Source organism: Phaeobacter italicus (assembly GCF_001258055.1).
Classification (GTDB): domain Bacteria; phylum Pseudomonadota; class Alphaproteobacteria; order Rhodobacterales; family Rhodobacteraceae; genus Phaeobacter; species Phaeobacter italicus.
In genome coordinates, this window is record NZ_CVRM01000022.1 from 1 (window position 1) to 14,395 (window position 14,395).

Here is a 14,395-nt window from a genome sequence, read left to right on the forward strand (position 1 = left end):
CTCGTCAGGCTCATAACCTGAAGGTCGTAGGTTCAAATCCTACTCCCGCAACCAAATAACCCAAAATATCAAAGCCCCTAACCTCGCTCCGGCGGGGCCCTCTGCGTTCCACCTCGGGCAAGCACCAAAAAACGCCAGCGCAGCACGGCACTCGGGCACAGCTTGGACAGACGCGACCTACACAGCCGCGACCCGATCGACCAAGGCACGTGACACCGCATCTCCCCGGAGCGTTCCGAAAACGCCCGACCAGCGGCTGCCAAGTCGCGAGCTGCAAAAGGCATCTGACACCAAACTCGGCGCATGACGGATCAACAGGGAGGCCTGCCACAGAACCGCCATCTGTTCGCTGAGGTGCCGGGCGGATGCCGGGTTTGCCACCATGGATGGTAGATCCTGTTGCAGCCGCGCAAGCGCCTGGTCGAAATCGCGGTTGCCGCCACGGGCTGCGGCGAGCTCCTCCAGAAAGACCTCGCCGGTTTCTGGATCCTTGTGCAGAGCGCGCAGAACATCGAGGCAGATCACGTTGCCGGAGCCTTCCCAGATCGAATTGACCGGTGCCTCGCGATAGAGGCGGGGCATCGGGCTTTCTTCGATGTAGCCGGGGCCGCCATGGCATTCCATTGTTTCAGCCGCATGTTGGATTGCCCGCTTGCAGATCCAGAACTTGGCAATGGCAGTGCCGATCCGGGCCAGTTTGCCGGCACGTGCATCGCCTGCTTCGGCCTCGTCAATGGCGCGGCCCAGGCGCAAGGACAGGGTGAGGGCGGCTTCGGTTTCCAATGCAAGATCAGCCAGAACATTCTGCATCAGCGGCTGGTCGATCAGGCGGCGCTGAAAGGCGGCGCGGTGGCGTGTGTGATGCACCGCCTGCAGCAGGCCTTGTCCCATCAATGCGGCAGAGCCAAAGGCGCAGTAAAACCTTGTGCCCTGAACCATGTCGATGATGGTGCGCACGCCGCGCCCCTCTGGTCCCACGAGGATCCCCCATGTGTCCTGCAGCTCCATCTCGCTTGAGGCGTTGGAGCGGTTGCCGAGCTTGTCCTTGAGGCGTTGCAGATAAAATCTGTTGCGCGCGCCATCCGGGGTAAACCGGGGCACGAGGAAACAGGACAGACCGCCGGGCGCATAGGCCAGGGTCAAGAAGGCATCGGACATCGGGGCCGAGCAGAAGAACTTGTGCCCTGTCAGCCGGTATCCTGCGCCATCCGGGACGGCCTGTGTGCTGTTCGCGCGAACGTCCGATCCCCCCTGTTTTTCGGTCATGAACATCCCCATTTGCAGCCCGGTTTTTTCGGATGCAGGGATATCGCGTCGGTCATAGCGCTGGGACAAAAGCCCGCGAACCCAGTCCTCGGCGACATCAGGGGTGGTGCGCAGCGCCGGGACAGCGGCGTAGCTCATGGCGAGCGGACACATGACGCCGCCCTCCATCTGGTTCAGCATGTAGTTGAGCGCCGCGTGGGTCACATGGGCGCCCGGGCCAGGGTTGCGCCAGGCATGGTTTGACAGGCCGTTGCTGACGGCCAGGTCCTGCAGCGCGTGATAAGAGGGGTGAAACCGCACCTCGTTGATGCGCATACCGTATCGGTCAAAGGCCCGCAGTTCGGGGGCATGGCGATTGGCCTCATCCGCCTGTTCCATCACCTCGGCGCGGCCTGCATCCTTGCCAAATTGGGCGAGTTTCGCGACAGATCCGGCCGCCCCTTCGCGCAGAACCCCTTCCTGCAACACGATGTCCTGCGACCAGAGATCCTGATCCCCCAGATGCGGCGGCGTATTGGCGACCTCGTGGGTGGGCAACTGGGCTATGGAGCGTCTTGGCGGCATGTTCATGCTCCTGTCTCGGGGCGGATTGGGGCAGGGTGTCGACAGGCTGCGGGCCTGGGGCCCTTGCTGACAAGTCTGACGCGAGGGAGCAGGAGACAGAACCCCACGTCACGACAGAAAAAACCCCCGGCAATTGCTGCGGGGGGTCATGTCTGTGGGTCTGAATGGGGCCGCTGGCGCAAGGTGCAGGAAAACCGGTCTGCAGCGTCCGGGCGACAGCGGTGGCTTTATCCGCTCAGCGGGAGATGGCCAAGGTGGTCTTCGCCGCGCTCGCGGGCCAGGCGCATCTGCTTCTGTCGTTCGCGGAAACGCGCCTTGTCTGCTTCAGAGGTCTCATCGATGCACTGATGGCAGGACACACCGGCCTCATAGGCGGGATGGGCTTTGTCCTCGGGCAGGATCGGGCGGCGGCAGCCATTGCACAGCTCATGCGGCCCTTCCTTCAGGCCGTGGCCGACAGACACCCGGTTGTCAAAGACGAAACACTCACCCTGCCAGGTGCTGTTTTCTTCGGGCATTTCTTCGAGATAGCGCAGGATGCCGCCCTTCAGGTGATAGACGTCCTCGACGCCCTGACCCATCAGGAAATTGGTGGATTTCTCACAGCGGATCCCGCCGGTGCAGAACATGGCGACCCGTTTGTTGTGAAAGCGGTCCTTGTTTTCTTCCCACCAGGCGGGAAATTCCCGAAAGCTGGCAGTCTGTGGGTCGATTGCCCCTTCGAAGGTGCCAATCGCCACTTCATAGTCGTTGCGGGTATCGATCACCACAACATCGTCCTGACGGATCAGGTCATTCCATTCTTCAGGTTCGACATAGTTGCCAACACTGGCGCGCGGATCGACGTCCGGCTGGCCCATGGTGACGATTTCCTTTTTCAGACGGACCTTCATCCGACCAAAGGGGGGATGGTCGCTCTCGGCTTCCTTCCATTCCAGACCAGCGCAGCCGGGCAAGGCCCGGATATGGGCGAGCACCGCGTCGATACCTGCGCGGGGGCCTGCAATGGTGCCATTGATCCCTTCCTGCGCCAGCAACAGCGAGCCCTTGACGGCATTTGCCTCGCACAGCTCCAAAAGGGCGGGCTTCAGCGCAGCGGGGTCTTCGAAACGGGTGAAATGATAGAGTGCAGCGATCGTATACATGCCTTGGCCTTACACAACGGCTCTGTTTCCTGCAAGCGCCAGAGCAGGCGAGAATTGACGCACGCCACCCCTCCGCGTACCCCTAGAGGTCTGAGCTTCATGACGTCCAAGCGGAGAGCGATATGACCAAGGCCCTGATCGTGATTGATGTGCAGAATGATTTCTGCCCGGGCGGTGCGCTGGCTGTTCCGGGCGGGGACGCGGTGGTCGCCCCGATCAACGCCTTGATGGCAGAGCATGATGCCGTGATCTACACTCAGGACTGGCACCCGGCCGCTCACAGCTCCTTTGCCTCCAGCCATCCGGGCAAAGCCCCCTATGAGATGATCGACATGCCATATGGTCCGCAGGTCCTGTGGCCCGATCATTGCGTGATCGACAGCCCCGGCGCTGCGTTCCATCCTGATCTGGGTCTTTCCGGGGATCTCATCATTCGCAAGGGATATCGCCGCCAGATCGACAGCTATTCTGCGTTTTTTGAAAACGATCAAAGCACGCCAACCGGCTTGCACGGCTACCTGCAAGAGCGGGGCATAGGCGCGCTTACACTGGCAGGGCTCGCAACCGATTTCTGCGTTGCATTTTCTGCGCTGGATGCGGCCCGTCTGGGTTATGACGTGACGGTGGATCTGGCGGCATGTCGGGCGATCGATCTGGATGGCTCGCTTCAAGCGGCCATTGATAAAATGAAAAACGCGGGGGTTGCGTTAATCTAGGGTATGCAGCGATAAGTTGTTAACTCTTTCTTGATATTGGGTATTGGTATTGCCACTAGGGATTTGACAATTGGTGCAGCGGTCCGCCCAGAATACTGATGGGCCTTTGGAAACCTATCACCGTCGCTACAGCCGTCGCGGTTTGATGAACCGCTACGCCAATGGGCGTGTGCGGTATTACCTCTTCCGTCAAAGCACCTTTGTCCTTCTCGCGACGCTCATCGGGATTTTGTTGTCACCCAGCATCGGCCTGATCTGTTTCCTGGTGGCCGTGGTCGGTGACACGATCGATACGATGTACCTGCGCCGCATTTCACCGGTCGAACGGCCGACACCGGTGCGCCCTTTGCTGCGTCTGTCCACTGTCACAGCCCTCATTCAGGCAGCATCCGTTGCATTTGTTGCCTGCGCGCCGGGGCTGTTCATGGATCCGGGGCCTGCTGATCTGCATGAAACCCATGCCGCAACCCTGTTCTCTCTTGGGATTCTGATCGGGGCCGCGATCAATGCCACGGTCAGCCTGCCGCATCACCCGATGGCGGGCATTGTGCGCCTTCTGGTTTTTGCTGCAGCAGCCCTTCTCAGCGTCGTCTGGAGCGCGATTGGCGAGCCGGAGTTCGAGGCCTTTCATGCCTTTCAGCTGGCTGGTCTTCTGATCCTCTATCTGAGCGTCATTTTCTTTGTGAACTTCATCACCAAAAGGTTTCACCGCAGTCGCAAGAACACTTTGGCGGTGGCCCTGCAAAACAAGCAGCTGGAGCAGATCAACGCCAAGCTACAGGCCCAGCAGCTGCAGTCTGAACGGTTGGCGGTCGTGGCCGAAAACGCCAATGACAGCGTTTTCCTGATGGATTCTGATGGGCGTATCACCTGGGTGAACGAAGCCTTTAGCCGCATCACCGGTTACCAATACGACGAAGCCATAGGGAAACTGCCGGGGGAGCTTCTGAATGGCGAAGATACGGATCAGGCGGTCATTGACGCACTCGAAGCCGGCCGCGCGACTGGCAAACCCTTCCGTCTGGAAATCCGCAACCGCCGCAAGGACGGTCAGCTGATCTGGCTCGAAACCAATCAGGTTCCGATGCTGCGTGAAGATGGGTCGGTTGAAACCGTCATCGCGGTTGAACGGGACATGACCGCAGCCAAGCAATATGAACAGCAGCTCAATGATGCCCGTATCGCAGCCGAAGAAGGGGCGCGCGTCAAATCCGAATTTCTCGCCACGATGAGCCATGAAATTCGCACCCCGATGAACGGGGTGATCGGCATGGCACAGATGCTGGAACGAACAGAGCTGGACGAGGAACAGCGCCTTTACGCGGATACCATTCTGGGTTCTGCCCGGACGCTGCTGTCGCTGATAAATGATGTCCTTGATCTGTCCAAGATGGACGCCGGAGAGGTCACGCTGAGCGAGGTTGATTTCGATCCGCGCGCTTGTTTCCAGCAAACGCTCAAGCTGTTCGAACCGCAGGCCCAGGAAAAGGGCATCCAGCTTCATCTCGATGTTGCCGAGGATGTGCCGCAGCTTCTCAACGGTGATGACCGTCGGCTCCGGCAGGTGATCCTCAACCTTGTTGGCAATGCGGTGAAATTCACCGACGACGGCGCGGTAGCAGTCTCTGTAAACGCTGACCGCACCCGTGATCACATGACCCTGCGCTTTTCGGTAAAAGACAGCGGTATCGGGATCGCACCGGAACAACAAAGCCGGATATTCGAACGTTTTTCCCAGGCAGATGCTGCCATCACCCGCCGGTTTGGCGGCACGGGGCTGGGCCTGACCATCTCGCGGCTTCTGTGCGAGGCGATGGGCGGGGATATCACCGTGCGCTCTGAACTGGGTCAGGGCGCGACGTTCTCGGCCTATCTGCGGATGAACCCGGCCACCGGCGATGCGGTCGTCGAAAATGCGCAGATCAGCGATTATCAGGACAACGCGCTGGATGGGCTGCGGGTTCTGGTGGCGGAAGACAATCGCATCAATCGTCTCCTGATCGAAAAATATCTGCAGGACGAACCGGTAGAGCTGGCATTTGCCATGGACGGCTCCGAAGCGGTGGAGCAGGCCGTGGATTTCCGCCCAGACGTTATTCTCATGGATATGTCGATGCCGGTCATGACCGGCCTTGAGGCGACAGAAGCAATTCGCGAGATGGAAATCGCCCAGCCTATTATCACCGCCCTGACCGCCAATGCCTTTGACTCCGACAGAGAGGCCTGTTTGCGCGCCGGAATGGATGATTTCCTCAGCAAGCCGATCAACCGTTCAGATCTGATTGCGGTTCTGCGCAAGCATTGCCAGCAGGTCGCCAGCCGCGCTGCGGGTTGATTTCCTTTGCCCCTGCGGCAGCGCTGTTTTATCAACCAGTGTAACACGATGGATGAGGCCCGCCTGTGGACATTGCAACCCGCGTTTATAACCACAAGTGGAAGATCGACCCGATCGTGCGGTCGCTGATCGACACGGATTTCTACAAGCTGTTGATGTGTCAGTCGGTCTATCGCAACAGACGCGATACCAATGTCCGCTTCTCTCTCATCAACCGGTCCAAACATATTCCGCTGGCCAAGCTGATTGACGAAGGGGAGCTGCGCGAACAGCTCGACCATATCCGTTCGCTGTCGCTGTCCCGCGGTGAAAGCACCTGGCTGCGCGGCAATACCTTTTATGGCAAACGCCAGATGTTCCGCCCCGACTTTATGGAATGGTTCGAGGGGCTGCGCCTGCCGCCATACGAGCTGGAGCGCAAAGGCGACCAGTACGAGCTGACATTCGAGGGCAAGTGGCCTGAGGTCATGCTCTGGGAAATTCCCGCACTTGCGGTGCTGATGGAACTGCGCAGTCGCGCGGTGATCAACAGCATGGGGCGGTTTGAATTGCAGGTGCTTTATGCCCGCGCGATGACCCGCGTCTGGGAAAAGATCGAACAGCTGCGCGAGATTGACGGCCTCAGCATTGCTGATTTCGGCACCCGTCGGCGGCACGGATTCCTTTGGCAGGATTGGTGTGTGCAGGCAATGCAGGAAGGGCTGGGCGACAAGTTCACCGGCACCTCCAACTGCCTGATCGCCATGCGCCGCGAGGTGGAAGCCATCGGTACCAACGCCCATGAACTCCCCATGGTTTATTCGGCGCTGGCAGAGGATGATGCAGCCCTTGCGCAGGCGCCCTATGACGTGCTGTCCGACTGGCACGAGGAACACGAGGGCAATCTGCGCATCATTCTGCCCGACACCTATGGCACCAAGGGCTTCCTTGATCGCGCGCCTGACTGGTTGGCGGGCTGGACTGGGATCCGCATTGACAGCGGAGACCCGGCTGGTGGCGCGGAAACGGCGATCCGCTGGTGGCAGGAGCGCGGCGAGGACCCGCAAGACAAGCGGGTGATCTTCTCTGATGGTCTGGATGTGGCCAAGATCAAGGAACTGCACGCGCAGTTCTCTGACCGGACCAAAGTTTCCTTTGGCTGGGGCACCCTGCTCACCAATGATTTTCGCGGGCTGGTGCCGGATGATGCGCTGGCGCCCTTCTCGCTGGTGTGCAAGGCGGTTTCAGCCAATGGGCGCCCGACTGTCAAACTCTCAGACAATCCTGAAAAGGCGATGGGCCCGGCGGATGAAATCCAGCGCTACAAACGGGTGTTTGGCGTTGGTGAACAGGACAGCCAGGCGGTAATCGTCTAGCAATACTCCGCCCATTTGGGGGTGAATATCGCGGAGTTCCCAACAAGTTGCGGCAATAGATCTGCCCCAATGTTTCGCACGCGAAACAATCGGGCAGACCCTATGACCTAAATACCAATGTCGGTTTAGCCGTGATAGGCTGCGACGGTCTTCAGCTGCGAAAACCCATAAAGCGCCTCAAAGCCCTTTTCGCGGCCGTGCCCCGATTTGCCGACCCCGCCAAAAGGCAGCTCAACCCCGCCACCGGCACCGTAGTTGTTCAGAAACACCTGACCGGCCCGCAGACGTTTGGCCAGCCGCATCTGCCGCGCACCATCGCGGGTCCAGATGCCTGCAACCAGGCCGTAATCGGTGCTGTTGGCAATCCTGACCGCCTCGGCCTCATCCTCAAAGGGGATCAGCACCTGCACCGGGCCAAAGATCTCCTCCTGTGCCAGGGGATGATCCGCCGCGACATCGGCAAACAACGTGGGCCGCACATAGGCGCCCCTGTCGCTGGCCGTGTCACTCAGGACACCCTGGGCCGCGATCGTCAGATCGGCACCCTTTGCCAGATAGCCCTCTACGATCTCTTTCTGGCGGGTGGAAATCAGCGGGCCCAAACGCAGATCGGACAAGGCCGGCCCGACGGTCAGCTTGCTGTAGGCCTCGGCCATCGCGGCACGCACCTGATCGTAGACACCCCGCTGCACCAGAATGCGCGAGGCGGCGGAACAGGTCTGGCCTGCGTTCTGGATCCCTGCATTCACCAGAAACGGCAGGGCTGCGTCCAGATCGGCATCGTCAAACACCAACTGCGGAGATTTGCCGCCCAGTTCCAGCGTGACGGGCACCACATTGGCCCCTGCCGCCTGCTGCACCAGCGCGCCGGTTCTGACCGACCCGGTAAAGGAGATATGGTCAACCCCCGGATGCCCCGCCAGCGCCGCGCCTGCCTCGGCGCCGATGCCCGGAACCACGTTCAGCGCACCAGCGGGCAACCCTGCCTCTACCGCGATCTGGGCAAAGGCAAGCGCGGTCAGGCAGGCCTCCTCAGCGGGTTTCAGAACGCAGGCATTGCCCATCGCCAGTGCGGCCCCGACAGAACGCCCGATGATCTGCATCGGATAGTTCCAGGGTACGATATGCCCGGTGACACCATGCGGTTCACGCAGCGTGTAGACGGTGTAGCCAGCCTGATAGGGGATGGTGTCCCCATGCAGCTTGTCTGCCGCGCCGCCGTAGAATTCCAGATACCGTGCCAGCGCCACGGCATCGGCGCGCGCCTGCGTCAGTGGCTTGCCGACATCCATCGCCTCCAGCTGGGCGAGCGTCTCACAGCGCTCCAGCACCATCTGACCCATCCGGCTGAGGATACGCCCGCGATCGGTTGCGGTCATCTCTCCCCAATCCCCTTCCAGGGCGGCGCGGGCTGCGGCAACGGCGGCGTCGATATCGCGCACGTCACCGCGGGCGATCTGGCACAGAGGGCTGCCATCCGACGGGTTGGTCAGCGGCAGGGTCTCACCCCCGGCAGGCGCCTGCCAGCGGCCATCAATCAGGCAGAGTGCGGGATCAAACCAAAGCGGCGCTGCGTCAGTCATTCTGGGCTCCTGCGATGTGAAAACTGTAACTCTTGATCTGATGTTCGGTAAATGGCGCGCCGTCGCGCAGTTGCTCGACGCCCTTGATCGCGCTGAGACAGGTGCCCCAGAACGCCACCGCATTGGGGGATCCGGCCGAGATGCCCATCCGCCAGTAGCCGGGGAATTCAGCAAAAATCAGGCTGGCTGCTGCATGGCCATAGCCCAACCTGCGCTTGGTGTCGCAGATGTAGAATTCTGACAGCTCACGCCGGTCCTCTGGCAGGTTCAGCACGATCGCAAAGCCGATGCGGTCTTCATCCTGGCGGATCCAGAAGGCGGTGACATCCTTGCGGTGCAGCATCTGGCCCGCGCGTTCGCTTGGGTCGATCCGCAGATCCGGGGCGATCTCGGAGTAATAGCGGGTCAGCGCCGCTGCAAGCCGCGCGCGTTCGCGTGGCAGGATCAAGGTCAGTCGAAAGCTCATGCCGCCCCCGTTGCCAGATCGGGCAGCACCGGGGCGGCCGCAATCAGGGATTTCGTGTATGGATGTTGTGGCGCGGAAAAGAGATCTTCGGTCTGGCCGTGTTCTACGATCTGACCTTTTTGCATGACCAGACAGCGGTCGGTCATGCTGCGCACCACATGTAGATCGTGGCTGATGAAAAGGTAACTCAGCCCATAGGCGCTGCACAGTTCCGCCAGCAGGTCGAGGATCTGCGCCCGCACGGAAACATCCAGCGCAGACACGGCTTCGTCAAACAGGATCAGCTCTGGCCGCGTGATGAGTGCGCGCGCAATGGCAATGCGCTGACGCTGGCCACCAGAGAACTGATGGATGTAGCGATCTGCATCCTCGGGATTGAGCCCCACCGCGATCAGTGCTTCGGCCACGCGGTTGTCGCGGTCCTGTCCGGTTGGGGCATCCGACACCCCGTGGAAGGGTTCGGTGATCAGCCTCGCCACCTTGTGGCGGGGGTTGAAGCTGCCAAAGGGATCTTGGAACACCACCTGCATCTTGCGCCGCTGCTCTGCCGTCAGCCCCTTGCCCGACAGGGGGGAGCCATCCAGCAAGATCTCGCCCCCTTGGAGGGGTTCGAGCCCCAGGATGGCGCGGGTCAGGGTGGATTTTCCGCAGCCGGATTCACCGACCAGCCCCAGCCGCTCGCCACGATGCAGGGCGAAACTGACGTGGTCCACCGCGCGCATGTGTTCTGCTGGTGCAAACAGGCGTTTGCGGGGCAGGGGATAGTCGCGCACCGCGTTGCGTACCTCGAGCAGCGGAGCGCTCTGCGGGTCCGTCGTGACCGGCGGCGGCAGATCGGCCTGGTGGTTCGATGCGGCAAAGAGCTTTTGCGTATAGGGGTGCCGCCGGGTGGCAAGCAGCTGCTTGGTGCTCCCTGTTTCCACCACCTCTCCCTTGCGCATGACCACGATGTGATCCGCCATGTCGGCCACAACGGCCAGATCATGGGTGATGATGATCATCCCCATGCCGTAATCGCGCACCAGATCGCGCAGCAGATCAAGGATCTGCGCCTGCGTGGTCACATCCAGTGCAGTTGTCGGTTCATCCGCGATCAGCAGCGCGGGGCGCATGGCGATGGCCATCGCGATGACCACCCGCTGACGTTGCCCACCGGACAGTTCGTGGGGATAACGGCTGAGCGGGAAGCGGTCGGCAGGCAGGCCAACCCGATCCAGCAGGCTGCGGGCCTCGGCTTCGGCTTCGGTTCTGGTTGCGCTGCTGTGCAGGAGGATGGTTTCCATCACCTGATCGCCAATGCTCTGCACCGGGTTTAGCGCGGTCATCGGTTCCTGAAACACCATGCCGATCTTGTGGCCGCGCAGGTCGCACATCTGCTCTTCGCTCAGCGCCAACAGGTCCTGTCCCTCAAGGCTGAGATGCCCAGACAGGCGGGTGCAGTTGGGCAGCAGACGCAGGATGGTGAGCGCCGTCAGCGATTTGCCCGATCCGCTTTCGCCGGTGATGGCAAGGATCTCGCCGGGATCAACCGACAAAGAGACATCGCGCAAGATCGGAAACGCCCCGATGGAAAGCGACAGGTTGGTCACATCAAGCAGCGTCATGCCCGTCCCCCCTGCAATTTCGGGTCCAGCCAGTCGCGCAGCCCGTCCCCCATCAGGTTCAGGCCGAGAACGGTGAGGATGATCGCACAGCCCGGCACCAGCGCCATATGCGGGGCGAGGCTGACCATGGTCTGCGCATCGGCCAGCATCCGGCCCCAGCTGGGCACCGGCGGCTGGGCGCCAAGGCCCACATAGCTGAGACCTGCTTCGGCCAGAATGCCGAGCGAGAACTGGATGGTGCCCTGTACGATCAGCAGGTTGGCAACATTGGGCAGAATATGTTCTGCCGAAATCCGCGCCGACCCCTTGCCAGCGACACGGGCGGCGAGAATGAATTCCCGCTGCCAAAGCGACAGCGCCGCGCCACGGGTCACGCGGGCAAAGACAGGGATGTTGAAAATGCCGATGGCGATGATTGCATTGATCGCACCGGCGCCAAGGATTGCGGTGATCAGGATGGCGATGACCAGCGACGGGAAGGCAAAGACCAGATCATTGGCCCGCATGATGCCTTCGTCCAGCCAGGAACCCCGTTTGGCCGCAGCGGCCAGTCCCAAAGGCACGCCAAGCCCCATGCCGATCCCCACCGCCACCAGCGCCACCGCAATCGAGGTGCGCGCGCCGACCATGATCATCGACAGGATATCGCGGCCAAAGTGATCTGTGCCAAGCCAATGTTCCGCGTTTGGCGCCTGCAATTTGGCGGGGATGTTCAGGGCGGTGTGGTCGTAGGGTGTCCAGATGAAGGACAGCAATGCTGCCAGCAGCACCAGCGCGGAGAGGATACCACCAAGAAAGAGACTACGGGTCATCGGGGGCCTCGCGTTGATACGGCTCGTCCGGCCGACAGGTCGGGCAGCGCCCGACCCTCCCCACGGGAGGGCGCTTTGCACCCACCCAGGCTCGGGCGCCGTCCTGTCGGGAGGGTCGTTTGGTATGTCATCCGCGCCCCCGCAGTCTCGGGTCAACCAGCGCGTAAGTCAGATCGACCAGGAAATTCACCATGATCACGGCAAAAACCAAGAGCATCACGACGCTCTCCACCACGATCAGATCGCGGGCGGAAATGGCCTGAAACACCAGCCGCCCCAGACCGGGGAGGTAGAACACCTGTTCAATGATGATCGCGCCTGCCAGCAGAAAGGAAAACTGCAACCCGATGATGGTCAGCACCGGGATCAGCGCGTTGCGCAGCCCGTGCCGCCATAGGGCCTGCCGCTGGCTCAGACCTTTGGCGCGGGCGGTTCGGATGAAATCCTCTCCCAGAATGTCGAGAAGCGCCGAGCGCATGACACGGGCCAGGATGGCCGCCTGTGGCAGGGCGAGCGCGATGGCGGGCAGGGTGAGGGAATGCAGCGCAGCGAGCGGCCCTGCCTCCCAGCCGACAAAGCCCCCGGCGCTGAACCAGCGCAGATTGATGGCAAAGACCAGCACCAGCATCATCGCAAACCAGAAGTTTGGCACCGCAACCCCCAGCTGGGTTGCCCCCATCACCGCGATATCGCCTGATTTGCCCCGGCGCGCGGCGGCATAGATGCCTGCGGGCAGGGCAATCAGCGTAGAGAGGGTCAGCGCATAGATCGCCAGCGGCAGCGACACCCAGAGCCGATCTGCAACCATCTGCGCAACCGGTGTGCGATAGGTGTAAGAGGTGCCGAAATCGCCCTGCAACATGCCAGTGAACCAATTGATGTAGCGGGTGACTTTCCCCTCGTCCAAGCCCAGTTCACTGCGCAGGGCGGCGATCGTGTCGGGTTGGGCGTTGATCCCCAGCATAAAGGACGCAGGATCACCGGGTGCAATTTCGATCACGAAAAAGATCACCCAAGAGGCAACCACAAGGCTGACGATCAGCGACAGCAGGCGTTTGGCAAAGTAGCGTCCCATCAGCGGCAGGTTAGGGGGGCGTCGGGCGCGGGTCCAGAGGGGGCGCCACCGATCCCTTGCAAAAGCAGAAAAATTTCCAATTTCCAACTGTATAGGGGGCATGTTGTGGTGGCATTCGTGCGTCTATCGCGCAGGTGCCTTGTCTGTTTTCGATCTTGGCTTGGGCGGCCTGGGTCTTTGGGTTTGGCGCGGGGGCGTTCCGGGCTATCTCTGGGCTCATGACTGAGATTTCGCTGGATGACCTGAACCTCTCCCCTGACCCAATGTCCGAGAGCGTCGCTGATGAGGCGCTGGATGTGATTGCCGTTCCCGAAGCGGACGCCCCGCTGTTCATCGGCTCCGAGATCTATCGCGGCTCCAGCTATGGGCGAATGCATCCGCTGCGGGTACCGCGTGTGTCCACGGTGATGGACCTGACGCGGTCGATGGGCTGGTTGCCGCTGAGCCAGTACCGCGCCTCGCCGCGTGCCAAGCCTGCGGCGCTGCACAGCTGGCACAGCCCCGACTACATTGCGGCGTTGCAGGCGGCTGAGGTCGCGCAAGAGGTCAGCGAAGAGGTCAAGGCGCGGTTCAACATCGGGACGATTTCGAACCCCGTCTTTCCAGAGATCTTTCGCAGGCCAGCCACGGCGGCTGGCGGTTCTATCCTGGCGGGAGAGCTGCTGCGGGACGGTGGCGTGGTCTACAACCCGGCGGGCGGGACACATCACGGCATGCCGGATCGGGCCAATGGGTTTTGCTATCTCAATGATCCGGTGCTGGCGATGCTGTCCCTGCGCCATCACGGGGCGCAGCGGATTGCCTATGTGGACATCGATGCCCATCACGCAGATGGGGTCGAGCACGGTTTTGCCGGCGATCCGGACGTGCTGATGATCTCGACGCACGAGGAAAACCTCTGGCCCAAGACCGGTCAGTTGGCCGATGATGCGGGGGGCAGCGCGCTGAATCTGCCAGTGCCGCGTGGGTTCAATGACAGTGAGATGGCCTATATCCGCGAGGAGCTGATCCTGCCTGCGGTGGCGGATTTTGCGCCGGATGCGGTGGTCCTGCAATGCGGGGCAGATGCGGTCACCGAGGATCCACTGGCGCATCTGGACCTGTCCAACAATGCCCATTGGTCGGTGGTCGCGGCGCTGCGGTCGCTTGCGCCGCGCTATCTGGTGTTGGGCGGTGGCGGGTATAACCCCTGGTCCGTCGGGCGGCTGTGGACCGGGGTTTGGGCGACCCTGAACGGGCATGAGATCCCCGACCGTCTGCCACCGACGGCTGAGGAGGTCCTGCGCGGGCTGGAGTTCAAGGGCCACCGTCTGGGCCGCAATCCGCCAGAGCATTGGTTCACCACGTTGCGCGATGATCCGCGCCCCGGCCCCGTGCGCGATCAGATTCGCGAGTCGGTTGCCATGCTGCGCCGGCGTCGGGGGCTGGGTTGAACGGCTGAAACAGAAAACAGCGCCCGCTTGGGGCGCTGCTG

General features: G+C 61.5%; 11 protein-coding genes. 4 read left to right on the forward strand and 7 right to left on the reverse strand.

The window, feature by feature from the left end; all coding sequences use genetic code 11:
• Window positions 1–177: 177 nt before the first annotated feature.
• Window positions 178–1,830: an acyl-CoA dehydrogenase family protein gene (locus tag NIT7645_RS08705; protein ID WP_050687064.1), complete on the reverse strand. Its 1,653-nt coding sequence runs from the start codon at window positions 1,828–1,830 to the stop codon at window positions 178–180.
• A gap of 227 nt (window positions 1,831–2,057) precedes the next feature.
• Entirely contained in the window at window positions 2,058–2,975 is a 918-nt protein-coding gene (trhO, locus tag NIT7645_RS08710; protein WP_046211671.1) for an oxygen-dependent tRNA uridine(34) hydroxylase TrhO, read from the reverse strand.
• 122 nt (window positions 2,976–3,097) lie between these two features.
• Here trhO and pncA point away from each other — a divergent pair, with 122 nt between their 5' ends.
• From pncA to pncB, 3 genes are all read left to right on the forward strand, one after another.
• Window positions 3,098–3,691, forward strand: a complete 594-nt coding sequence (gene pncA, locus NIT7645_RS08715) for a bifunctional nicotinamidase/pyrazinamidase (RefSeq protein ID WP_050686663.1) — start codon at window positions 3,098–3,100, stop codon at window positions 3,689–3,691.
• A gap of 73 nt (window positions 3,692–3,764) precedes the next feature.
• Window positions 3,765–6,026, forward strand: a complete 2,262-nt coding sequence (locus tag NIT7645_RS08720; RefSeq protein ID WP_050687067.1) for a PAS domain-containing hybrid sensor histidine kinase/response regulator — start codon at window positions 3,765–3,767, stop codon at window positions 6,024–6,026.
• 65 nt (window positions 6,027–6,091) lie between these two features.
• A complete protein-coding gene (pncB, locus tag NIT7645_RS08725; protein ID WP_008562105.1) occupies window positions 6,092–7,381 on the forward strand; it encodes a nicotinate phosphoribosyltransferase in 1,290 nt (429 codons plus the stop codon).
• A 125-nt stretch (window positions 7,382–7,506) separates the two neighbouring features.
• Here the strand turns inward: pncB and NIT7645_RS08730 are convergent, their stop codons facing one another.
• The 5 genes from NIT7645_RS08730 to NIT7645_RS08750 form a co-directional block, all read right to left on the reverse strand.
• Window positions 7,507–8,964 (reverse strand): aldehyde dehydrogenase family protein, encoded by a 1,458-nt coding sequence (locus tag NIT7645_RS08730; protein ID WP_050686665.1) that lies wholly within the window; start codon window positions 8,962–8,964, stop codon window positions 7,507–7,509.
• Window positions 8,957–9,430, reverse strand: a complete 474-nt coding sequence (locus NIT7645_RS08735) for a hypothetical protein (RefSeq protein WP_008559191.1) — start codon at window positions 9,428–9,430, stop codon at window positions 8,957–8,959. The genes NIT7645_RS08730 and NIT7645_RS08735 overlap by 8 nt, the downstream gene beginning before the upstream one ends.
• Window positions 9,427–11,034 (reverse strand): ABC transporter ATP-binding protein, encoded by a 1,608-nt coding sequence (locus NIT7645_RS08740; protein WP_050686677.1) that lies wholly within the window; start codon window positions 11,032–11,034, stop codon window positions 9,427–9,429. The genes NIT7645_RS08735 and NIT7645_RS08740 overlap by 4 nt, the downstream gene beginning before the upstream one ends.
• Window positions 11,031–11,846 (reverse strand): ABC transporter permease, encoded by an 816-nt coding sequence (locus NIT7645_RS08745; protein ID WP_050686679.1) that lies wholly within the window; start codon window positions 11,844–11,846, stop codon window positions 11,031–11,033. Before NIT7645_RS08745 ends, NIT7645_RS08740 begins: the two co-directional genes overlap by 4 nt.
• Before the next feature lie 127 nt (window positions 11,847–11,973).
• A complete protein-coding gene (locus tag NIT7645_RS08750) occupies window positions 11,974–12,921 on the reverse strand; it encodes an ABC transporter permease (RefSeq protein ID WP_008559376.1) in 948 nt (315 codons plus the stop codon).
• Window positions 12,922–13,184: 263 nt separating this feature from the next.
• On the opposite strand from NIT7645_RS08750, the gene NIT7645_RS08755 reads away from it, so the two are divergent.
• Window positions 13,185–14,354, forward strand: a complete 1,170-nt coding sequence (locus tag NIT7645_RS08755; RefSeq protein WP_050687069.1) for an acetoin utilization protein AcuC — start codon at window positions 13,185–13,187, stop codon at window positions 14,352–14,354.
• Window positions 14,355–14,395 lie beyond the last annotated feature (41 nt).

Coding starts and splice junctions, on each gene's coding strand:
- NIT7645_RS08705 (WP_050687064.1), bottom strand. CDS start 1,830: ATGCCGCCAAGACGCTCCATAGCCCAGTTGCCCACCCACGAGGTCGCC.
- trhO (WP_046211671.1), bottom strand. CDS start 2,975: ATGTATACGATCGCTGCACTCTATCATTTCACCCGTTTCGAAGACCCC.
- pncA (WP_050686663.1), top strand. CDS start 3,098: ATGACCAAGGCCCTGATCGTGATTGATGTGCAGAATGATTTCTGCCCG.
- NIT7645_RS08730 (WP_050686665.1), bottom strand. CDS start 8,964: ATGACTGACGCAGCGCCGCTTTGGTTTGATCCCGCACTCTGCCTGATT.
- NIT7645_RS08735 (WP_008559191.1), bottom strand. CDS start 9,430: ATGAGCTTTCGACTGACCTTGATCCTGCCACGCGAACGCGCGCGGCTT.
- NIT7645_RS08740 (WP_050686677.1), bottom strand. CDS start 11,034: ATGACGCTGCTTGATGTGACCAACCTGTCGCTTTCCATCGGGGCGTTT.
- NIT7645_RS08745 (WP_050686679.1), bottom strand. CDS start 11,846: ATGACCCGTAGTCTCTTTCTTGGTGGTATCCTCTCCGCGCTGGTGCTG.
- NIT7645_RS08750 (WP_008559376.1), bottom strand. CDS start 12,921: ATGGGACGCTACTTTGCCAAACGCCTGCTGTCGCTGATCGTCAGCCTT.
- NIT7645_RS08755 (WP_050687069.1), top strand. CDS start 13,185: ATGTCCGAGAGCGTCGCTGATGAGGCGCTGGATGTGATTGCCGTTCCC.